17 protein-coding genes and 1 pseudogene are annotated in these 20,985 nt (G+C 61.0%); 6 read left to right on the top strand and 12 right to left on the bottom strand.

The features are described 5' to 3' along the window. The 3 genes from BR07_RS26040 to BR07_RS0122260 form a co-directional block, all read right to left on the bottom strand. On the bottom strand, positions 1-368 hold a 368-nt coding region (locus BR07_RS26040), incomplete at its 3' end, for a carboxyl transferase domain-containing protein (RefSeq protein ID WP_331280464.1). Positions 369-429: 61 nt separating this feature from the next. Then, the gene (locus BR07_RS0122255) at positions 430-1,614 is read right to left on the bottom strand and encodes an acetyl-CoA C-acetyltransferase (protein ID WP_027507288.1); all 1,185 of its coding nucleotides are present in this window, start codon (positions 1,612-1,614) and stop codon (positions 430-432) included. A 28-nt stretch (positions 1,615-1,642) separates the two neighbouring features. Then, the gene (locus BR07_RS0122260; protein WP_027507289.1) at positions 1,643-2,785 is read right to left on the bottom strand and encodes an acyl-CoA dehydrogenase family protein; all 1,143 of its coding nucleotides are present in this window, start codon (positions 2,783-2,785) and stop codon (positions 1,643-1,645) included. An 82-nt stretch (positions 2,786-2,867) separates the two neighbouring features. Between BR07_RS0122260 and BR07_RS0122265 the strand changes: the two genes are divergently transcribed. The 5 genes from BR07_RS0122265 to lpdA all read left to right on the top strand — a co-directional run bounded on the left by BR07_RS0122265 (position 2,868) and on the right by lpdA (position 9,153). Further along, positions 2,868-3,458, top strand: coding sequence for a TetR/AcrR family transcriptional regulator (locus BR07_RS0122265; protein ID WP_231476484.1), 591 nt, complete (start codon positions 2,868-2,870; stop codon positions 3,456-3,458). A gap of 826 nt (positions 3,459-4,284) precedes the next feature. Further along, positions 4,285-5,319: a pyruvate dehydrogenase (acetyl-transferring) E1 component subunit alpha gene (gene pdhA, locus BR07_RS0122270; protein WP_442970393.1), complete on the top strand. Its 1,035-nt coding sequence runs from the start codon at positions 4,285-4,287 to the stop codon at positions 5,317-5,319. Further along, positions 5,316-6,299, top strand: a complete 984-nt coding sequence (locus BR07_RS0122275; RefSeq protein WP_027507292.1) for an alpha-ketoacid dehydrogenase subunit beta — start codon at positions 5,316-5,318, stop codon at positions 6,297-6,299. The genes pdhA and BR07_RS0122275 overlap by 4 nt, the downstream gene beginning before the upstream one ends. Positions 6,300-6,314: 15 nt before the next feature. Further along, positions 6,315-7,724: a dihydrolipoamide acetyltransferase family protein gene (locus BR07_RS0122280; RefSeq protein WP_027507293.1), complete on the top strand. Its 1,410-nt coding sequence runs from the start codon at positions 6,315-6,317 to the stop codon at positions 7,722-7,724. A 49-nt stretch (positions 7,725-7,773) separates the two neighbouring features. Continuing rightward, on the top strand, positions 7,774-9,153 hold the full coding sequence (gene lpdA, locus BR07_RS0122285; protein WP_027507294.1) for a dihydrolipoyl dehydrogenase: 1,380 nt from the start codon (positions 7,774-7,776) through the stop codon (positions 9,151-9,153). Between the two features lie 64 nt (positions 9,154-9,217). Here lpdA and BR07_RS26840 read toward each other — a convergent pair. The 9 genes and pseudogenes from BR07_RS26840 to BR07_RS0122330 all read right to left on the bottom strand — a co-directional run. Next, positions 9,218-9,571: pseudogene (locus BR07_RS26840) on the bottom strand (enoyl-CoA hydratase-related protein); the annotation flags it as partial. Positions 9,572-9,896: 325 nt separating this feature from the next. Next, complete coding sequence (locus tag BR07_RS0122295; RefSeq protein ID WP_051613712.1) at positions 9,897-10,454, bottom strand: gamma carbonic anhydrase family protein; 558 nt, start codon at positions 10,452-10,454, stop codon at positions 9,897-9,899. A 71-nt stretch (positions 10,455-10,525) separates the two neighbouring features. Further along, the gene (locus BR07_RS0122300; protein WP_027507296.1) at positions 10,526-11,467 is read right to left on the bottom strand and encodes a hydroxymethylglutaryl-CoA lyase; all 942 of its coding nucleotides are present in this window, start codon (positions 11,465-11,467) and stop codon (positions 10,526-10,528) included. A 746-nt stretch (positions 11,468-12,213) separates the two neighbouring features. Then, positions 12,214-13,650 (bottom strand): amidase, encoded by a 1,437-nt coding sequence (locus BR07_RS0122305; RefSeq protein WP_051613708.1) that lies wholly within the window; start codon positions 13,648-13,650, stop codon positions 12,214-12,216. Between the two features lie 49 nt (positions 13,651-13,699). Continuing rightward, entirely contained in the window at positions 13,700-14,578 is an 879-nt protein-coding gene (locus tag BR07_RS26845) for a Rossmann-like and DUF2520 domain-containing protein (protein ID WP_081821496.1), read from the bottom strand. Positions 14,579-14,680: 102 nt separating this feature from the next. Beyond that, complete coding sequence (locus BR07_RS0122315; protein ID WP_027507298.1) at positions 14,681-16,105, bottom strand: GntP family permease; 1,425 nt, start codon at positions 16,103-16,105, stop codon at positions 14,681-14,683. Between the two features lie 120 nt (positions 16,106-16,225). After that, positions 16,226-17,563, bottom strand: coding sequence for an MFS transporter (locus tag BR07_RS26050; RefSeq protein ID WP_051613710.1), 1,338 nt, complete (start codon positions 17,561-17,563; stop codon positions 16,226-16,228). A 100-nt stretch (positions 17,564-17,663) separates the two neighbouring features. Next, positions 17,664-18,437, bottom strand: coding sequence for an enoyl-CoA hydratase/isomerase family protein (locus BR07_RS0122325; protein WP_027507299.1), 774 nt, complete (start codon positions 18,435-18,437; stop codon positions 17,664-17,666). 43 nt (positions 18,438-18,480) lie between these two features. Beyond that, positions 18,481-19,671, bottom strand: a complete 1,191-nt coding sequence (locus tag BR07_RS0122330) for a CaiB/BaiF CoA transferase family protein (RefSeq protein ID WP_027507300.1) — start codon at positions 19,669-19,671, stop codon at positions 18,481-18,483. A gap of 469 nt (positions 19,672-20,140) precedes the next feature. Between BR07_RS0122330 and BR07_RS0122335 the strand changes: the two genes are divergently transcribed. Further along, complete coding sequence (locus tag BR07_RS0122335; protein ID WP_027507301.1) at positions 20,141-20,926, top strand: IclR family transcriptional regulator; 786 nt, start codon at positions 20,141-20,143, stop codon at positions 20,924-20,926. Positions 20,927-20,985: the final 59 nt, after the last annotated feature.

Raw genomic sequence — 20,985 nt, forward strand, 5'->3', positions numbered from 1 at the left:
TTCTCGCCGTAGATCTCGCCGAGGCTGCCGCCGAAGACGGTGGCGTCCTGGGAGAACACGCACACGTCGCGGCCGTCGACGGTGCCGTAGCCGGTCACGACACCGTCGCCGAACGGGCGGTTGTCGGCGAGACCGAAGTTGACGAAGCGGTGGCGGGCGAGGGCGTCGAGTTCGACGAACGAGCCCTCGTCGAGGAGGGCGGTGATGCGTTCGCGGGCGGTGAGCTTGCCCTTGGCGTGCACCTTCTCCACAGCCGCCTCGCCAAACGGGGCATCGGCCTCAGCGCGCCGCTCCCGCAGCACGGCAAGCTTGCCCGCAGTGGTGTGGATGTCGGGTGCGCGGTGTGATGTCGGGCCGGCGGGGGACAATTGGGGTCGCTTTCTCTCTGGTCTGACGTGCGGTGGTTCTGTCGAACGGTCCGGCAGACGGCTACGTCGGCACGCGGAGGATCAACGCGTCACCCTGGCCCCCTCCGCCGCACAATGCGACGGCGCCGACACCGCCACCGCGGCGACCCAGTTCGAGCGCCAGGTGAAGCGTGATCCTCGCGCCCGACATGCCGATGGGATGCCCGAGCGCGATGGCTCCACCGTTGACGTTGACGATCTGAGGATCGAGGCCGAGTTCGCGAGTAGAAGCGATACCGACAGCTGCGAATGCCTCGTTGATCTCGACCAGATCGAGGGCGGTGGGCTCGATTCCCTCCGCTGCGCATGCGGCGGCGATTGCACGAGCGGGTTGCGACTGCAACGAGGAGTCCGGACCGGCGACCATACCGTGTGCGCCGATCTCGGCAATCCACGTCAAGCCCTCGGACTCAGCCTTCTCCTTGCTCATGACGACGACTGCGCAGGCGCCGTCGTTGATGGGTGAGGCGTTACCTGCCGTGACGGTGCCGTCGGGTCGGAATGCGCCGCGCAGCTTCGCAAGCCCGTCGACCGTGGTATCGGCGCGAATGCCCTCGTCCCGACGCAGCCACGTACTCTCACCCTTGCGACCCTTGATCTCGACGGGCACGACCTCGTCGTCGAAGACCCCGTTCTCCCACGCGGCCGCGGCGAGCTTCTGGGACCGTGCGGCGAACGCGTCCTGGTCCGCACGCTCGATGAAGTCCCCGTCGTTTCGGATCTCCGTCAGCAGACCCATGGCCTGATCGGTGAACGCGTCGTGCAGACCGTCGAGCGCCATGTGATCCACGAGGGTGACGTCCCCGAACTTGAAGCCGCCTCGCGAGTGCGGAAGTAGGTGCGGGGCTTGACTCATCGACTCCATGCCCCCGGCAACGATGGTGTCGAACGCGCCCGTTCGAATGAACTGGTCCGCGAGGATGATCGATTCGACACCCGAGAGGCAGACCTTGTTGATGTTCAGTGACGGCACCGTCATGGGGACGCCTGCCTTCACGGCAGCCTGCCGTGCGGGCATCTGACCTGCGCCCGCGGTGAGAACCTGACCCATGATCACGTACTGCACCGCCGCAGCGTCGACCCCTGATTTGCCGAGTGCACCCGTGATGGCGGCCGCACCCAGGTCGGCACCGGACAGTGTCTTCAGCGACCCCATGAGGCGGCCGGTGGGTGTGCGCGCTCCAGCGACGATGACCGATGTCGGCATGAATGTTGCCTTTCGAGAGAAGGATGCGTCAGTTCGACGCGAGTGAACGGGCGATGACCAAGCGCTGGATCTGGTTCGTGCCCTCGAAAATCTGCGTGATCTTCGCATCGCGCATGTAGCGCTCGACGCGGAAGTCGCGGGTGTAGCCGTAGCCACCGAACACCTGGACCGCATCGGTGGTGACCTTCATCGCCGCGTCCGTCGCGACAAGTTTGGCGACCGATGCGTTGCGTGAGTAGGGAAGTCCCGCGTCGCGGCGTCGGGCAGCATCGAGGTACGTTGCGCGCGCTGAATCGACGGCCGCCGCCATGTCGGCGAGCACGAATCCCAGGCCCTGGTGGTCGATGATCTTCTTGCCGAATGCAGTACGTTCCTGCGCGTACTTGACGGCGTCGTCGAGCGCTGCCTGTGCGATACCTGTTGCCACAGCCGCAATCCCGAGGCGGCCGGCGTCGAGCGCGCTGAATGCGATCTCCAAGCCCTGCCCTTCGTTACCGATGCGGCGCTCTTCCCCGATGTGAACATCGTCGTAGTTCGCCGACGTTGTCGGAACAGCGTGCAGCCCCATTTTCTCCTCTGGCTTGTCGAAACTCAGGCCAGCGATGCCGTCCGGCACCAGGAAGCAAGAGATTCCGCGGGATCCTTCACCTGTGCGGGCGAACAGGTTGTAGAAGTTCGCTCTGCCGCCGTGCGTGATCCATGCCTTCGATCCGTTGACGGTGTAGCCATCATCGGCCTTGGTCGCTTTGCAGGTCAGAGCTGCTGCGTCGGACCCTGCCTGCGCTTCCGACAGTGAGTAGGCGCCGATCTGGGTGCCGTCGAGCATGCCCGGCAGATATGCGCTCTTCTGCTCGTCAGAGCCGTAGGCGAGCACCGGGTAGCAGGCCAATCCGTGAACGCTCACAGCAACGGCCACCGATGCCCACCTGGCGGCGAGCTCCTCGAGGACCTGCAAATACACCTCGTACGGCTGCGCTCCGCCGCCCCACTCCTCCGGGTAGGGGAGGCTGAGCAGTCCAGCCTCGCCGAGGGTCGCGAAGACGCCCTCCGGGTACGTCTCCTCACGCTCGTGCAGATCGACTATCGGCTCCAGGACCTTGTCGGCGACGTCACGCGTGAGCTGGATGAGGGCTCGCGCTTCCTCTGTGGGCAACAAACGATCGACGGGCACGACAACCTCCGAAAGGGACGAGAGACAGTACTGCGAGAAGATGTTGAGTACAGTACAGTACTGGAAGAACAAATGCAGTATCATGATGGATGTGCCACTGTCGGGGATCGAACACACGACCGCTCGTCGATCTGAGCTTTTCGATCAATTGGTGGCTTTGTTCTTGAGTGAGGGGTTTGCACACCTGACCCTGGATACGATCGCCGCTCGGCTCCGTTGCTCGAAATCGACGTTGTACACGCTGGCAGCGAGCAAAGACGATCTGGTCAGAGCCGCGACGGTACATTTCTTCAAAAGTGCAGCTGAGCAGGTCGAAGACTCGGTGGCAGTGACCATCGGGACCAAAGAGCGGCTCACTGCTTACCTCACAGCCGTCGGTGTCGCCCTACGGCCGGCGTCGGAGCAGTTCATGACCGACTTGGCATCCTTCGCTCCGGCTCGAACCGTGTACGAGACGAACACCTCGATCGCCGCGCAACGCGTCCAGCAGTTGATCGCAGAAGGGGCCTTACGTGGCGAGGTGCGCGACCTGCATGCCGCATTCGTTGCCGACGTCGCGGCGTCGGCCATGGTGCGGATCCAGAACCGTGAGATCTTCCGGACGACCGGTCTCGTTGATTCCGATGCCTATCTCGAGCTCGCCCGGTTGCTCACCACTGGCGTCGGCACGTAACGAGTGCACGAACACCGGCACGACAGTTTCGATGACCCTGGATCGCACCGGGCCTTGACCGTCACTCCTGTCCGCGTGCGTGTTTCGCCGAGAGAGAAGACCGCACCGTCCATCCCCGCCGCGTCGAACGTTGCAGAACTACGCGGGATTCGCGAAGGCCCGGTACTCGGCGCGCCGGTGTGAGCCGGCCGAGCGGACGGCCCTTGGCGGGGTTCGATTACCTCGATGGCGCATAGACGGGCGTCCTGGCATGCAGAAGGCGTCGGTGTGCCATCTACCGCGATCGATGGCGGCGTTGCCTCGAGACTCACCGATGCGACGCAACCGCCAACTGGTCGACATGACCCCGTGTCGCCGAACTGGAACCTCTGCCAAGTGCCGCCGACCCTCCCCCGGGTATGGCTCAGCAGTACCTGCGCCATTGGCAGAAATACTGCTGTCGGCTGCGTCCGATGCTCGAACTTGCAGTCACCCGGCGAATCACCAGTCCCGCGAGGCATGAACTCGCGCCCCGCTTTTCGCGCATGGACTCCTCGAACCGAGGGCCCGAACCGCGAAACAGATCGGATGCATGGTCTTTCCGCCACACCCCTGTCCGCCGGAGGCACGCACGGTGCACGGTCCGCGGCGAGCGGGACGACTCCATATTGGTCATATTGCGCACTATGAAATCCCACACTTGTGCATACTGACTTCCGGTGATGGTGTTCGACATACAACACGACCATCCGCGTCGACGCCGCCCGGCACGGCGGGCGCTAGGAGGACTCACATGAGCCAAGACAGCAACGAGTTGATCCAACTCATCGCACCGGACGGGCGCCGGATGTCGCATCCACTCTTCACGGAGTGGGCTGCGCCGATCGGAACGCCCGAGCTCCGGGCCATGTACTCCGATCTCCTGGTGTCCCGACGAATCGACGCGGAAGCGACCGCGCTCCAACGTCAAGGTGAGCTCGGACTGTGGGCGCCCATGCTCGGCCAGGAAGCAGCGCAGGTCGGCTCCGCTCGCGCGCTACGCGGAGACGACTTCGTGTTTTCCAGCTACCGAGAGCACGCCGTTGCCTACTGTCGCGGCGTCGACCCGACTCAGATGTTGCGCTTCTGGCGCGGATCGACGCACTCGGGTTGGAATCCACTCGAGTTCAGGATGACAACTCCGGCGATCATCGTCGGGGCTCAAGGCTTGCACGCCACCGGATACGCCATGGGGATAAATCTTGACGGCTCGGACAGTGCCACCATTGCCTATTTCGGAGACGGCGCCACGAGCCAGGGTGACATCTCTGAGGCGTTCGGCTTCGCTGCCAGTTTCGAAGCTCCGGTGGTGTTCTTCTGCCAGAACAATCAGTGGGCGATCTCTGAGCCGGTCCGTCTGCAGAGCCGGCAGTCGATTGCCGATCGCGGTCGAGGATTCGGAATTCACAGTTTGCGTGTCGACGGCAACGACGTGCTCGCGGTCTACGCCGTGACCAAGTACGCGCTTCAGCGAGCCCGTGAAGGTAGCGGACCGACGCTGATCGAGGCTGTCACGTACCGCATGGGCCCCCACACCACATCCGATGATCCGACCCGGTATCGCTCGGCCGCGGAGGACGATGAGTGGAAGGCCAAAGATCCCGTCGACCGCGTGAGACGACTGCTCGAGCGCGAGGATGCGATCGACGACACGCTGCTCGCTGAGGCCGGCGCCGAGGCCGACCGCGTTGCCGCCGCGCTGCGCAAGGGCTGCTTGGGCACCGTCGAACCGCTGCCGCTCACCCTTTTCGACGACATCTACGCGGAACCGCACACCCTCATCGACGAGGAACGTCAGCGATTCGCCCACTACCTAGACGGATTCACGGAGAACGCGTCATGACACTTCTGCCACTCGGTAAAGCCTTGAACAGCGGTCTGCGTCGCGCCATGGAGAACGACAACAAGGTATTGCTCATGGGCGAAGACATCGGCAGACTGGGCGGGGTCTTCAGGATCACCGACAGTCTGCAGAAAGACTTCGGCGATAAGCGTGTGATCGACATGCCACTGGCAGAATCCGGCATCATCGGTACTGCGATTGGACTGGCGATGCGAGGCTACCGACCGGTGTGCGAGATCCAATTCGACGGTTTCGTGTACCCCGCGTTCGATCAGATCGTCTCGCAAGTGGCGAAGATGCACGCCCGCACGGCCGGTTCCGTCCCATTACCGATCACGATTCGAATTCCGTACGGCGGAGGAATCGGGGCCATCGAACATCACTCCGAGTCGCCGGAAGCTTACTTCGCTCACACAGCCGGTCTGAGGGTAGTCACGTGCAGTACGGCACAAGACGCGCATACGATGATTCAGCAATCCATAGCATCTGACGATCCGGTGGTGTTCTTCGAACCCAAGCGTCGATACTGGCAGAAGAGCGAGGTCGACGAGGCTGCGGACCTCTCGGCGGCTTTTCCGTTGCATCGAGCGCGCGTTGTCGTAGAGGGCCGCGATGCGACCATCGTGACCTACGGACCACTGGTGACCACTGCACTCGCAGCTGCCGTGCAGGCCGAGAAGGAGGGGACCTCGCTGGAGGTCATCGACCTTCGATCACTGTCCCCTATCGACTTCGACACCGTGGAAGCGTCCGTGCGAAAGACGGGTCGACTGATAGTCACGCACGAGGCTTCGGAATTTCTCGGCATCGGCGCGGAAATCGCGGCGCGTATCTCCGAGCGCTGTTTCTACAACCTGGAAGCTCCGGTACTGCGCGTCGGTGGATTCTCTGTTCCGTACCCGCCTGCGAAACTCGAAGAACACTTCCTCCCCGATCCAGATCGAATTCTGGACGCCGTCGACCGCGCACTGACAGCCTGAAAGCGAAGCCAGTTCATGACCAACAAGACCTTCAAACTTCCCGATCTGGGCGAAGGATTGACCGAGGCGGATCTGAGCGCCTGGATGGTCGCAGTGGGCGACCGCATCGAACTCAATCAGATCATTGCCGAGGTCGAGACAGCCAAAGCAGCAGTGGAATTACCGTCACCGTACGCGGGCACCGTCGTCGAGCTGCTCGCCGAGGAAGGACAGACTGTCGACGTGGGGGCGCCGATCATCGTCGTCGGGATCGAGGGTCCGGAGGCCGACGCCGACGATGCCCCTGAGGGCGATACCCTCCTTGAGGCCGCCGCGCCCGCTACTCCCGAAGACGCCGCGTCCGAGAAGAAGGTGCCGGTTCTCGTCGGTTACGGCGTCGCAGGCGAATCACCGAGCAGACGACGTCTGCGTTCGGCCGAACCTAGGGGCAGAGCGGCAACCGGAGCGACAAAGCCGGTGACCACCGAACCGGTCCTCGACGAACCCACCGTGCAGCGACCCCCGGCAAAACCACCGGTTCGCAAACTGGCGCGCGACCACGGGGTCGACCTCGCCGATCTCACAGGTACCGGCCCGGGCGGACGTATCACCCGCGAGGACGTCCTCGCCGGCCGAGATGCGACTGCGGGTACGGCGACGGTTCTGTCCGATGCATCAACCTCGACGGTGACGCCGACGTCTCTCGATGCGACGGTGTCGGTGAGCGACAGTCCAGAAAGCTCTGCTCGCGAGACTCGTGTGCCCATTCGCGGTGTGCGCAAGCACACCGCCCAGGCCATGGTCCGGAGCGCCTTCACTGCACCGCATGTCACCGAGTTCATCACGGTGGACATCACCGAGACAATGGATCTCCTCGCCCGCCTGAAGGCGAGCAAGACATTCAGCACCATCAAGCTCACTCCGTTGGCGTTGATCAGCAAGGCGCTTCTGATTGCATTGCGCGACAACCCGTCGCTCAATTCACAGTGGGACGAAGAGGCGCAGGAAATCGTCACCAAGCATTACGTCAATCTTGGTATCGCGGCGGCCACGCCGCGCGGACTGATGGTGCCCAACATCAAGAACGCCGACCGCCTGGGACTCCGCGACCTCGCGGTCGCCCTCTCGGAGTTGACCACTACGGCGCGAGACGGCAAGACCACGCCTACCGACCTCGCAAAGGGCACAATCACCGTCACCAACGTCGGGGTGTTCGGTGTCGACACCGGCACACCCATCCTCAACCCCGGCGAGGCTGCCATTCTGTGCCTCGGCGCCATTCGCAAGCAACCCTGGATCGTCGACGACCAAATCACCATCCGCTCCATCACGACCCTCTCGCTGTCCTTCGACCATCGACTGGTCGACGGGCAGCAAGGGTCACAACTGCTGGCAGATCTCGCATCGATCCTTCAGGACCCACTCAATCTTGTGGCACTCGCCTGACCCGACACATCGACGTTCGCCGACAGAGCGCGAACGGAGGAGCTATTCCATGACAACCACAACGGACGTCCTCATCATCGGAGGCGGGTCAGGCGGATACGCATGCGCCTTCCGCGCCAGCCAACTCGGCCTCTCGGTCACCCTGATCGACGACGCAGACGTGGGCGGCACGTGTCTGCACCGCGGGTGCATTCCTACCAAAGCGCTCCTGCATGCGGCTGAGGTGGCGGATTCGGTGCGCGAAAGCGCCGACTTTGGCATCGACGCCGAGTTGCACGGCGTCGATCTGACACGCGTGAACGCGTACAAGAGCGGCGTCGTGGACAAATTGTTTAAAGGCCTGCAGGGTTTGGTTCGCAGTCACAAGATCAATCACGTGCAAGGGCGCGGAGTCCTGATCGACGCCGGCACCGTGGACGTGAACGGCGAACACTATCGAGCCGACAACATCGTCCTCGCCACTGGTTCCTTTTCACGAATCCTCCCGGGCATCGAATTGAGTGACCGCGTGATCACGAGTGATCAGGCGATGAACCTCAGCGAGATCCCTCGCACAGCGATAGTGTTAGGCGGCGGTGTCATCGGAGTCGAATTCGCCAGTATCTGGACTTCATTCGGTACCCAGGTCTGCATCGTTGAGGCACTCCCCCGTCTTGTTCCCGCCGAAGACGAATGGAGCTCAAAACAGATTGAGCGCGCCTTCCGCAAGAGAAAAATTGATTTCAAGACCGGCGTCCGATTCAAGTCGGTCGCCGAGACCGAAACAGGTGTGGTGGTGACCCTGGAAAACGGCACCGAATTGCAGGCCGATATTCTGCTCGTTGCGGTCGGCCGTGGCCCGCGCACCGATGACGCCGGGTTCGCCGAAGCCGGTGTCCGACTCGATCGCGGCTTCGTGATCACCGACGAGCGGCTACGGACCAGTATCCCGAACGTGTACGCGGTCGGCGACATCGTTCCCGGGTTACAGCTCGCGCACCGAGGTTTTCAGCAGGGCATTTTCGTCGCCGAGGAAATTGCGGGACTCAGCCCGGTCGTCAGAAGCGAAGAGGGCATTCCGCGTGTGACGTACTCGAACCCCGAGGTCGCTTCGGTAGGCCTGACCGAGGTACAGGCGCGCGAGCGTTACGGGGACGTCACGACCGTGACGTACGATCTTGCGGGCAATGGCAAGAGTCAGATCTTGCGTACCGCTGGAGGAGTCAGATTGATCAGGTCGGGTGGACCTGATTCCTCGGGGCCGGTCGTCGGCATCCATATGGTGGGTGCACGCGTTGGCGAACTGATCGGCGAAGCCCAGCTGATCAACAACTGGGAAGCCCATGCCGAGGATGTGGCGCCTCACATCCACGCCCACCCCACGCAGAGTGAGGCGCTGGGCGAGGCTCATCTCGCGCTGGCGGGGACACCACTGCACTCACACAGCTGACGGCTCGGCGTCAGGGCAGGGATTGCCCTGCCCTGACGCCGAATTGCACCTCAGCAAAGCTGACTATCCGCTGCCCCACCAATCCGTCGTCCGACAGGTTAAAAACGCATAATTGATCATTTTTTGTGATTGAGGTAATTCTGCGTTGATTTTTTTTGCCCACTTGATGGCGGCTTTCTCCAGCTCGTGATGGTTGACAACTGCGTTCACCGCACCCATTCTGTGCATCTGGTCCGCAGTGTCGGTTCACCGAGAAAAAATATCTCTCTCGCAGATTTTCGCCCACCATTTACATTAAGGATCCATTACCGTACTCGCTGTCGAAGCTCCCTACATCCGCAGCTGTTTGTATGAAGCGCGCATGCTCGCGGCTCGCGAGGGTCAGGTTGCACACTACGTGCTGACTGTGCCCACCCCCCCGGCCGACCCGACCGAGGACGACACGATTACGACCTTCGGTATGGTAGTGATGTCCGTCAGGTCGTCGAAGGCGGGAACCTCATTCCAAAGCAAGGGATTGAAGGTTTGATCCTGCATGCGTTTGAGATCGAATTGCGACGTAACACCGCCGGGTGACGAGCCGCCGTGATGGGACCAAGCTCCCCCCAGCAATGGCTCCCAAGACGTCGGCACCGGTCGTTCAGAGTCGTGGGTCACGCTCACAGCGTCAGGCAACTGTGCGTCAAATTTGAGTGAGTCAGTTTTCGAGTGTTGGGCAGGTCAACTCGTTGCCGGACGGCTTATCAAGCGTCGGTTGCAGCGCATGGGATGGCGCGACGGTGCTGCTCGATGAGGTTGCGGTAATTTTCGGCGTTGATTTGATTGTGCTTCATCTCGTCAGCGGTCAGCGTCCTTCGCACTTTTGCGGGCACGCCCGCGACGAGAGAGTGGGAGGGAATGACGCTTCCCTCGAGGACCAGCGCCCCCGCTGCAATCAAACTCCCCTCACCAATCACGGCTCCGTTCATGACCACCGCATTCATGCCGATAAGCACACCGTCTTCGACGGTACACCCATGAAGGACCGCGTTGTGTCCGACACTGACATTTCGTCCAACGGTCAGCGCAAAACCGACGTCCACATGCGCCACGACACCATCTTGTATATTGCTACCTTCTCCGATCTGAATGTCCTCGAACTCGGCTCGCAATACCGCCCCGTACCAGATGCCGGCCTCGGGACCGACAGTCACGCGACCTATCAGCGTCGAGGTCGGTGAAATCCAGGCGCGAGCGTCAACGTTCGGTACACCTGCGTCCAGAGCCCAGAGCGAAGCGAACGTCAATTCCGAAGATGACATCTCATCTGACACCTCATCTGACACCTCATCTGACACAAACAACTCCGTGATCGAATAAATTTAAGAATTGTTCAACGGTAAGTGTGCAGCGCACGCCCCCGCATGACTTTGCCAGGCAGCGTATGTCCGACGATACTCTCGGCCTCCAGCGCCACCTCGATAAGGCGGTCAAGATCAACGCCAGTCTCGACACCCATTTCATGGCACATGTGCACAAACTCTTCGGTAGCGATATTACCCGCAGCACCGTGATCGCCGCCGAACGGACACCCGCCGAGACCGGCGACTGAGGAATCGAACTCGCGCGCTCCGAGCTGCATGGCTGCATACGCATTCGCGATCCCCATACCGCGGGTGTCGTGTAGGTGCATCCGAATGTCATGGTCGGGCCATCGTGTCCGTACTTCGCTGACGGTGCGGCGAACTTGTTCGGGGTTTGCCCAACCCATGGTGTCCGCGAGCAGAAGAGTTGATACGTCGACTCCCGACTCACTGGCGACGTCGAGCGCGCGCGCAAATCGGTCTATTACGGTCTCCACTGCCACGTCTCCGCCGTAGTTACAGCCAAACGCAGCTGCGACCGACAGGTACGCGACCGGGATGTGTGCCGCCTGCGCAACTGCGAGCGATGCCGGGATGTCAGCAAGCACTTGTTCGGTCGAACGCCGCATGTTCTGGCGCGAGAATTCCTCACTTGCCGACACGACCAGCGCCGCCTTGACGTCCAGTGTACCGACCGACAGTGCTCGTTCGAGACCACGCTTGTTCAGGTATACGCAGGTGTAGTCGATGCCGGGGCGCCGTGTGAACCCGGCTGCAACTTCCTCAGCATCCGCCATCTGCGGTACCCACTTGGGCGAGACGAACGATGTGACCTCGATTTCCGAGAACGAGCATTCAGAGAGAAGATCAACGAGACGTATCTTCTCCTCAGTTGCGATCGGCCCCTTCTCGATTTGCATTCCCTCACGTGCCCCAACTTCTCGTACAATAACCGATTGTGGCAGGGTCATTATTCTCTCATCCTCCTAGAAAACATATGGTCCAGCGCCCTTGAACTGCGCCAATGACGTTCGTGTCAAATACCTCGTCAGTTGCGCAGCGCCCCCGCAATGGTGTCCTACACGACGCCGGGCGCAAGTGGACGGTTGCGCAGGATTCGTTCGGATGGCCGTCTGACACGTGCAACAGGAAGAACGCGCGGCGATCGCAACGTCTCACCATCACGCACACATCTCCCAACTGGTCGATGCACAGACGAGGTGGTCGGCGAAACGCCGAGAATGATCCGGGGTGAAGCGTCGACCGAAGGCGCCCAGAGGCGGCCCGGCGATTTTCGGTTGGAGTGCGCGCTCACTTGACGCACCTTACCGTTTGTATCCAACAACTTCTAGCGGGCGTACCACCTGCGGCGCGGCGGTACCCAACAAGTCCATAAGACGAGCTTACCTGGGCTGTGATGCAGCTCAGCTGAACCGCGGGCGAGCTGGCACGAGATTTGGTCAATAAATCACCGGTCTGGCCGGTACCTGGTGCGACCACTCAGGTCCGCCTTGCCACGCACGCCGAGGGTGTGCGGCAGGGTGCTCGGACAACGTGTGCACTCCCCGGATGGTGTTCAGCCGGCACGAACAGTTCCAGATGCTGACTGACGGCCGCGTGCTCTCCCGCAGGCCTCGAAGCAGATCCAAGCAGTCATGTCCGCAGCCTCGACGGGGACAGACGTGAGAACGGGCACTCGCTGTTGACGCTACGGCTGCTAGACCACCACGCGGCTCCAGTCGGGTGATGCGTCGCCGGGTCGAACAGATTCGTACCATCTGGCGCCGCGCAGAACCCCGAGGTCATCAAACCGCGGGCCAGCTATTTGTAACCCGACGGGCGAGCCAGCGTCCGTGAATCCGCAGTTGACAGACGCTGCCGGCTGTCCGGAGAAATTGTAGGACGCGGTAAAGGCAAGGTGGGCGAATGCCTGCGCGGGATCGTCGAGCGGGTGCGGCAACGATGCGGAAAAAACTGCACAGGGCGCAACAGGAGAAAGGATGAGATCGAATGCAGACGTGCTTCGAACTGATGCTTCAGCGAGCGATTGAATAGTGCTGTAAGCACGCACCGCGTCCGAGCCCGAGGTTGCCGAACTACGGTTGACCCATTCCGCAATATAAGGGTGGACCAAAAGCTGTTTCGCCCGGGGCAGATCACTGTATTCGATCCATGAGCGGATACCCAAGAACGTCTCCAGCCCGTCAAGCATCTCTTCAGTCACGAACGGCGGAATCTCGATGACCTCCGCACCGGCCCCCTCGAAAACCCTGGCGGCGTCCCTGACCAGACCGGCGATCTCGGGATCGGTTGGCATGCCGGCACCACCCTCCACATGAAAAGCGATGCGAGCGCCTCGCAGGCGCGTCGATGTTTGCGTGATGTCGAGGTCGGTCCAGCTCGTGTTCACCGGCACGCTGGTGTGATCTCTGACGTCTGGTCGTGCCAGAACGGAGGAGTACAGGGCCACGTCGCTGATCGTGCGAGCGATGGCACCCACGCACCGCCCCATGTATGGAGGATCGACCGGGAGTCTGCCGAAGGTCGGCTTGAGGGTCGCCAGGCCTGTCCATGTGGCGGGGAAGCGAAGCGAACCACCAATATCCGAACCGGAGTGTAGCGGTCCGCAACCGGATACAGCAGCGGCCGCCGCACCGCCGCTGCTCCCTCCCACTGTCCACTCCAGGTTCCACGGGCTACGCGTCACACCATGCAGGGACGACACGCCGGAGGACAACATGCCCATCTCTGACATCGTCGTCTTTCCGACGATGATCCCCCCCGACTCGACGGTCCGGAGGGCGGGTGGACCGTCGGCCTGACTGGGCCGACGATCGGAGAACGCCCGTGTGGCCTGACTGACCGTGACCCCTCTGGTAGGAACATTCTCCTTGATCGTCACGGGAACGCCGTCGAGCGGGCCCAGGGGTGTGCCCATACGCCACCGGCGTTCACTCGCGCGGGCAGATTCGAGTGCGGCGTCGGTGTGGACGGTGACGAAACAATTGAGATCCGGCTGCACCTCATCAATTCTTCTCAGCACATCCTCGATCACATCAACGGGGGAGACCTCCCCCGCGGCATAACCGGACATCAGCGATTCAGCTGTTCGCTGGGCCGGACGAACCGACGAGCTCTCCAAGATTAAACTCATTTCGATATATTCAACAAATTGCGTGAAAAGTTATTTCCTGCCTGCATGTTCAATACAATTCAGCCATTATTTTTGCGTACACTCCCTTGGTCACCCGTTCCATATCCACCGCGTAGTCGGCCGTCGCCTTCGACAGCACGCGGTAGGAATCCAACGATGTCGGACTCATGGCGCGGATAGCGCGTATGTGGCCCCCGACTGTCCCCACGTCACCTCGGACAACGGGGCCTGTCGCTCCGCCGAATCCTTTCTCCAGTACGTTCGAAAGCGCGGCGTACACCGCGGGACCGATCACGTCGGCGGGGTCGTCCACACCGACCACCGTCAACATGGTCATCGATTGCACCATGAGGGTGACCAGATGATTGCTGGCATGTGCCATCGCGGCGTGATAAAGCATTCTGTCCGTCTCCGCGACCGAGAACGGGATTCCCCCCATTTCATGTACCAAAGACTTGACCAACGCTTGCTCAGGATCTCCGGCCGTGACGGCGAAACGCGCACCGACCACGCGCTGGACTTCTGTGACACGATCGCCACTGAACGCCATGGCAGGATGCATTGCAACCGGCAACGCGCCTACCGATGCCAGTGGGTCGAGCACCGATACGCCATACCGCCCACTGACATGGATGACGACACGTCCACGCCATCGCTCGCCGCCGTCGGTGGCCAACTTCTCGACCAGGTCCGCGAGCACGTCGTCAGGCACAGCAAGAAGAACGACAGCACTGAGGTCGCTGACACCGGTGGGTTCCGCCGGTGCGGCGAATCGCCCTAACGCGTCCTTGGCGGTCGCGACAGCGGCCGGGACTGCATCCCACACCGCCGTGATGGTGTGGCCGGCACGAGCGAGGGCCGACGCGAGTACGACACCAACCTTGCCGGCGCCGATCAGCCCCACAGCGAGTTTTTCTTGTCCCGACATGTCAACCTCCGGATGAATGGGTATGCAAAGCTCCCCTTAGTTGGACGTTCTTTTTCATCCCCTCGCGCTGCCTGACAGCGCGTCCTGTCGACCGCGCTGTCGTCAGCCCAGAAGAGCCGCGCACGTCGTGATCACCATGAGGGCCACAACCGACGCAACCGACACCCCACCCGTGATGAGTTTCAGCGTGCCTCTGGTTGTCAGGCCCGACATCGTCTGGAACAGCCAGAAAACATTGCTGGTGACGTGTATCGCGAACAGGGAGCCCGCGCCCGCTGCGAACACGAGCCAAACGGGATCGAGTCCTATCGCACTTGCGACTGGCGCCAGAATACCTGCCGCGGTCAAAGCCGACACCAGAACGGATCCGATAGCGAAGTGCAACACGGCAGCGATTACCCACACCAGGAGCAGCGGAAACGCAAAGCTTGCAGAGAAATACTTCGATAATGAGTCACCTAGACCCACCTGCGCAATGACGGCGGCGAGCGAGCCGCCCACACCGTTCAGAATCAAGATCTGTCCGCTGTCTTTGAACCCGTCCGACATCGCGGACCCGGCCTCATCTTTGCCGAGCGAACGTCTCGTAATGAGAATTGTTCCGATCAAAGCGAGGAAGAGGGCGATGACAGGGCTGCCAATAAAAGCCAAAACAGCAATGTTCACGTCCATTATCTCGAGCAGCGCATTGGACGCCACCAGCACCAGCGCGAGAATGGTTGGCGCGAAAACGACAAGCAAGGGGGTCTGCCGAGCTGTTAAGGAAAGTGACGACGGGTTATTTGTCGACGGATCGGTCGACTCACCGGAGGTACCGCTCGACCCCACGGCCACATCGCTACCAGCCGGCCCCGTCTCGTCGTTCCAAGCCGACTCGACCAGCAGTTGCTCGTCCTTCTCAGGGTTCCAACCGCCTCGCCGATAGACCGCGTCCATGAATGCAGTACTCAACAAGATTGTGGGGATCGCGACAAGCAGCCCGTAGAGAAGCGCCTTCCCGAGCGGAACGTTCAACACACCCGACATGGCAATGACGACGGTCCCCGGCACCACAGTGATGATGCCGACGTAACTGCCTATCGCCAGAGCCCCGATCAATCGCGGAACACCGTTCTTGCCGCTACGAGCGCCGAGCCGACGCGCAAGAGGGGCGATGATAACTACCACGACATCGATGAAGATTGGTTGGAGTACTGTTCCCGCAGTCATCGAAAGCGCATAAGGAAGTTTTCCGGCACCCACTTTCGATACCAGCGCGGAGACCAACCGCTGCAGAGCACCCACCCTCTGCAGAAGGGCGCCGGTCAAGACACCGAACGAAACCAGAAGCCCGATTTCAGCCATCAGGTCTCCGAATCCGGTACCGACCGCGTCGATCGTACCGTCGACTCCCAATCCAGAAGTCAGACCGAGATAAATCGAACCCATCAACAGCGCGACCACCGGGTGCACGCGAAGACCAACTATCAGTACAACCGTCGCCAGAACTGCCAGTGCGGTGTTAATTAGAACTGCGGTTTCACCCATTATATCCTCGTCAACTAGTGCGGACTCACTGAATGCGCCTGATGCGCTTGAAAATTGGTTACCCCTAAGAATGGTCTTCGGAGGTGACCGGGACGGTTCTAACGCTTAGCGATGGTGCGGTTACTTCAGCACCGTTTCAATCTGCACCTCGCCACCAGTCGGGGCCTTCCCCAAGTCGCGGAATCGCAATGCGATGAGTAACCCGGCAAGCAGCATCGCTACACCCACAACAAACAATCCGCCCCGGTACCCACCCGTGGCATCGCTGAGCAACCCGAACGAATAGGGGCCAAGGAAGCTCCCCAAGTTGGCGACGGTGTTGATCAGCGCGATGACCCCCGCGGCAGCTACACCCTTGTACAGACGCGACGGGAGCACCCAGAACGTGGTGAGAGAACCCAGGACGCCGACCATGGCCACCGTCACTGCACCAAGAGCAAGATAAGGGTTGTTCAAACCGAACATTGCAAGGAAGAAGAACCCTATGGCCCCGATCACAGCCGCAACCACGAAGTACCGTGAAATATCGTTACTCCGATCCGATCGGGAGGCGAAGATGATCATTCCGATGCCCCCGATGGCCCACGGGATCGCAGACAGCAGACCCACTTGGACGCTACTCAGACCGAGAGATTCCCTGACGTTGATCTCTTTCAACAGGGTAGGGAGAAAGAAGGTCACGACGAACATCGAATACAACACAAGGAACGGGGCGACGGCGAGCAACCACACTCGGCCGTTTGTCAGAGCCCCACGAATTCCGTGACTGTCTTCCTCTACTGGCATCTCGGCTGCGAGCGCCTCAGTCAGGACGCGCCGTTCTTCTCCTGTCAACCACTGGGCGTCCGAAGGTCGATCTGTCAGATAGAACCAACAAGCGACGCCGAGGACAACCGCCATCAAGCCTGTGACCAGTAAAACGACACGCCAACCATCGAGTCCGAACAGTCCGTCCAGGTGCACGTCGACGAGGGTCATGAATGGCACTCCGAAAGCAGCAGCAATAGGAATACCCAGCAGGAATATGGCAGTGGCTCGCGAGCGCATCTCCCGTGTGAACCAGTAAGTCAGGTAGACCAGGATGCCGGGAGCGAATCCGGCCTCCGCCATGCCCAGCAGAATACGAAGACCATACAACCATCCTGCGCTTGGCACGAAAGTCAGCGACGTCGCAACGATTCCCCATGTGACTACGATGCGGGCCAGCCAGCGCCGTGCTCCAAATCGGTGAAGGGCTAAATTACTGGGCACTTCTAGTGTCATATATCCGATGAAAAAGATTCCGGAAGCGAGTCCGAATTGTACAGCCGTCAGACCCAATTGATCGTTCATCCCGTTCGGCCCTGCAACAGATATGTTGATTCGATCCAGTTGATTGACTACGAACAGTAACGCCACGAACGGCATGAGGCGGCGGAACGATTTCTTCTGAGCCCTGTCGAGAACGTTTGTGTCCATTGAACTGCCTATCGGTGGGCGGCGCCCTGCGGAAGCCCCGCCGGCCGGCCTTGTTGATGGGATGATTATTGCGACGGGTCGGGCGGTTGATACACAACGTTTATTGCTCTGGGAAGTCGTTCTCGGTCACCAGATAAGATTGTGCCTCCCTTGCGTCATCCTCGACCGCGTGCAACGTAGTCTGCAATTCTTCGCGCGCAGACTCGAGGTTCGATTCTGTGGTGGCAGTCGTCGTCTTGTTGATGAACCGCCTTGCCCGTCTGAGAGAGTCCATGCCTCCGCCAATCCAGTTTTCGATGCGAGCTTCCATTGTGTTCTCGGCGACCTGCAGCGTGTTGCAGGGAATGACTCTGCTGACGGTGCGCGCGACTTCATCGGGAGACAGTCGCTCGCCCTGCCACATGAGACGAGCTCCTACTGCCGCATTACCCGTTGCGTTCAGAACAGCGAGGGCGTATGCGGGTACGAGTCCGTGATGCAATTCTGGGAGCGCAAACCACGCCCTATCTGTCGTATATACGAGGTCCGAACTCAGAGCGAGGGCGCATCCATATGCTTGAGCTCCCCCATCGACCAGTGCTACCGCTGGGATGGTGCGATTCAACCACTGCTCTGTGAAGTGATGAATTGCGTCGGCGTAGCGCGGATCGCGCTTGCCGGCAGGGTCGGACATGTCCCCCCCCAAGCAAAAGGTGCCGTGATTGCCACGAACGATCAGAGCGGTGATCGAGTCGTCGGTTTCGGCGGTGTGCAGTACTTCAGCGAGCTCCCAAAACGTGGTCGCAGAAAGAGAATTCCCGCGGTCCGGCCTGTCGAGCACGATCTCCAAGATGTGCCCTGCGGCGCGCGAGTTGGTTTCGAAGTTCTTGGACACCTTAAGCCTCAATTGGTCGATTGGTCCGGAACTGCGACCGGAATCAGACAATCCCGTTCCTCTGCAGCTCAGCGATCTGCTCGCCCGTGTAACCAAGTTCACTGAGGACAGAATTCGTGTGTTCGCCCATCAGCGGACCGGCGTTTCGGATCGAGCCGGGATTCTCGGAAAACTTCGGCACCACGCCTGGCAAGGTGATCGAACCCAGGGTGGGGTGACTGACCTTCACCAGCATTTCGCGAGCAGCATAATGCTCGTCGTTGAAAATGTCGGCAACGTCGTAGACCAACGAATGGGGCACAGAGTGCTGGTCGAGGCGATCCTGCAATTGTTCACGGGTGTAACTACCCGCCCAGTCCGAGAGCATCTGGTTCATCTCGGTTCGTCTCGTCAATCGTTCTCGGTTGGTCGAGTAGCGTGGGTCGGTCAACATGTCGGGTCGATCCATCGCCTCAGCCAGTCGGGCGAAGGTACGTTCCGTACTGGTCGTGATGACGACCCAGTGCCCATCTTTTGCCTGATAGATACCTGCGGGGCAGGAAGCGGCAAGTTCGTTGCCGGTGCGTTCCCGCACGGTACCGAGTGCGTCGTACTCGGCGACGACGACCTCGAGCATCCGGAAGATTGACTCGTACAGTGCCGCGTCGACCTCCTCGGCGGGCCCGCCCGTCACTTTCAGCTGGTACACAGCTGCCAGCGCGCCGAGCGCTCCGAACATGCCGGTGAGGTAGTCGACGAGCGACACGGAGGGCAGGACAGGGGGACGATCCGGATATCCGTTGATGTGCGCGTACCCACTGAACGCCGTTGCCGGAGTCCCGAAGCCAGCTTTGCTTCCAAGTGGGCCCGTCTGTCCGTATCCTGAGATGTGGACGACGATGAGGTCTGGGTTGGCAGTGCGCAACCGTTCGACGTCGAGACCCCACTTCTCGAGCGTGCCGGGTCGGAAGTTCTCGATCAAGACGTCGCGGTCCGCGAGGAGCCTGAGAAGCACCTCTTGACCCTCTTCGGACTTGAGGTTCAGGGTGACGCTGCGCTTGTTGCGGGCTGCGGCCGCCCAGGTCAGCGAAGTGTCTCCTTTGAACGGACCGAGAGAGCGGAGGGGGTCGCCCGCCCCAGGCAGCTCTACTTTGATCACGTCGGCACCCATGTCACCTAACAGTGCCGCCGCGAACGGGCCGGCGAAGACGGTGGCGATGTCGAGTACTTTGAGTCCAGTGAGTGGTCCACTCATAAGACCTCCTTCATGTGAGTAGATCCGCGAATCCGCGGTCAGCGCTTGTGGACGGTCCGAACACGTGATGCGAGGTGTTTGCGCGCGCATCCAACTGTTCGTCCATCCAGGGTCTGTCCCTTGAGAAGGGGGGGCTTGCGTGCAGCGGTTACGCTCCCCGATGGACGGACCGGCAGCGCGCTCGCGCACGGGCCGAACATCTGGGACGAGTTGCCCTCGCAAACCACGGAAACTCTGGCGGGTCGCATTGACGACTTGAGGCTGTGACCCGAGCCGCTTAAATATGCTCGATGTGATCAGCGACCTACAAGTCCGGTGTCTCACTCAGCGGACATCGGTTTTGAGGTTTGTGGGCCAAGCGATCAGCGGCCGGCCCGAGAGAGCTCACGCCCCAATGCGAAGCTCTCAGGTATATACATGTAGGTCGAGCCGAAGCATCCAGACCGACGCGGGGTACCGTTGATCGACTATGAACGTCCAACCTGCAGTCGACGTCCCGCAATCGCCTGGCGACGGCGTGATCGAGCGCATTATGGCGATCCTGCGGGCGTTCACCATCAGCGACGCTGGCATTCCGGTGGCAGAGTTGGCTCGACGCAGCGGGTTGCCTCGTTCCACAACACACCGGCTGGTCGAGAACCTGACTGCAGCAGGATTGCTGCAACGCAACGGGAGCCGACTCCACCTAGGGCTCATCTTGTTCGAACTGGGGCAGCTGGTACCGGTCCAGCGACGGTTGCGTGCGACGGTGAGTCCATTTCTGCACGATCTGCGAGACGCCACTAAACATACTGCGAACTTGGCGATCTTGGACGGCACCGAAGTGATGTTCGTCGACAGGGTCCCGGGGCCGGGGTCGACACCTATGCCGTTCCGGCCCGCAGGTCGTCATCCGGCCCACGCGACCGCACTTGGTAAGGCCATCATGGCGCATCTTTCGAAGGAGGCTGTCGACCGAATTTGCGCAGGGGAACTTCCGCATCTGACACCACGCACCATAGTGAGCCGCGAGGTGCTGGATGATCAACTCAGTACAATTCGCGAAACAGGCATCTCATACGATTTTGAAGAGACGCGGTCGGGTGTGTTTTGCGTCAGCAGTCCCGTTTTCGGGCCCGACGGCGCCATCCTGGCCGCTATCTCGGTGACCGAACTCGGTGGTCCCAGCGTCGCTCGACAGCTAGGGCCGACAGTGCGAAGCGCCGCCCTCAATCTCTCCCGAATACTGACGTTGGCGCCGATCGTGCCGAGCTGACGAGACACGGCAGGATCCGCCTTATGTTGCCTGACGGCTGAAGCGTGGCGGCCCCGCGG

The organism is Rhodococcus sp. UNC23MFCrub1.1, assembly GCF_000686025.1.
Classification (GTDB): Bacteria; Actinomycetota; Actinomycetes; order Mycobacteriales; family Mycobacteriaceae; genus Rhodococcoides.

Coding starts and splice junctions, on each gene's coding strand:
- BR07_RS0122255 (WP_027507288.1), bottom strand. CDS start 1,614: ATGCCGACATCGGTCATCGTCGCTGGAGCGCGCACACCCACCGGCCGC.
- BR07_RS0122265 (WP_231476484.1), top strand. CDS start 2,868: ATGATGGATGTGCCACTGTCGGGGATCGAACACACGACCGCTCGTCGA.
- pdhA (WP_442970393.1), top strand. CDS start 4,285: ATGTCGCATCCACTCTTCACGGAGTGGGCTGCGCCGATCGGAACGCCC.
- BR07_RS0122275 (WP_027507292.1), top strand. CDS start 5,316: ATGACACTTCTGCCACTCGGTAAAGCCTTGAACAGCGGTCTGCGTCGC.
- BR07_RS0122280 (WP_027507293.1), top strand. CDS start 6,315: ATGACCAACAAGACCTTCAAACTTCCCGATCTGGGCGAAGGATTGACC.
- lpdA (WP_027507294.1), top strand. CDS start 7,774: ATGACAACCACAACGGACGTCCTCATCATCGGAGGCGGGTCAGGCGGA.
- BR07_RS0122295 (WP_051613712.1), bottom strand. CDS start 10,454: ATGTCATCTTCGGAATTGACGTTCGCTTCGCTCTGGGCTCTGGACGCA.
- BR07_RS0122300 (WP_027507296.1), bottom strand. CDS start 11,467: ATGACCCTGCCACAATCGGTTATTGTACGAGAAGTTGGGGCACGTGAG.
- BR07_RS0122305 (WP_051613708.1), bottom strand. CDS start 13,650: ATGAGTTTAATCTTGGAGAGCTCGTCGGTTCGTCCGGCCCAGCGAACA.
- BR07_RS26845 (WP_081821496.1), bottom strand. CDS start 14,578: ATGTCGGGACAAGAAAAACTCGCTGTGGGGCTGATCGGCGCCGGCAAG.
- BR07_RS0122315 (WP_027507298.1), bottom strand. CDS start 16,105: ATGGGTGAAACCGCAGTTCTAATTAACACCGCACTGGCAGTTCTGGCG.
- BR07_RS26050 (WP_051613710.1), bottom strand. CDS start 17,563: ATGGACACAAACGTTCTCGACAGGGCTCAGAAGAAATCGTTCCGCCGC.
- BR07_RS0122330 (WP_027507300.1), bottom strand. CDS start 19,671: ATGAGTGGACCACTCACTGGACTCAAAGTACTCGACATCGCCACCGTC.
- BR07_RS0122335 (WP_027507301.1), top strand. CDS start 20,141: ATGAACGTCCAACCTGCAGTCGACGTCCCGCAATCGCCTGGCGACGGC.